Here is a 516-nt window from a genome sequence, read left to right as displayed (position 1 = left end):
GAGCACTGTTTCGGCAAGGGGGTCATCCCGACTTACCAACCCGATGCAAACTGCGAATACCGGAGAATGTTATCACGGGAGACACACGGCGGGTGCTAACGTCCGTCGTGAAGAGGGAAACAACCCAGACCGCCAGCTAAGGTCCCAAAGTCATGGTTAAGTGGGAAACGATGTGGGAAGGCCCAGACAGCCAGGATGTTGGCTTAGAAGCAGCCATCATTTAAAGAAAGCGTAATAGCTCACTGGTCGAGTCGGCCTGCGCGGAAGATGTAACGGGGCTAAACCATGCACCGAAGCTGCGGCAGCGACGCTTATGCGTTGTTGGGTAGGGGAGCGTTCTGTAAGCCTGCGAAGGTGTGCTGTGAGGCATGCTGGAGGTATCAGAAGTGCGAATGCTGACATAAGTAACGATAAAGCGGGTGAAAAGCCCGCTCGCCGGAAGACCAAGGGTTCCTGTCCAACGTTAATCGGGGCAGGGTGAGTCGACCCCTAAGGCGAGGCCGAAAGGCGTAGTCG

The 516-nt window shown here is 55.8% G+C and carries 1 rRNA gene; it reads left to right on the top strand.

Going from position 1 to position 516, the window contains the following annotated elements:
- A 23S ribosomal RNA gene (locus F1379_RS29635) occupies window positions 1-516 on the top strand; the annotation flags it as partial.

The organism is Paenibacillus tepidiphilus (assembly GCF_008635795.1).
GTDB classification, from domain to species: Bacteria; Bacillota; Bacilli; order Paenibacillales; family Paenibacillaceae; genus Paenibacillus_AQ; species Paenibacillus_AQ tepidiphilus.
Note: the sequence above shows the minus strand (reverse complement) of the source record. Positions and strands in the feature narration are given on the sequence as shown.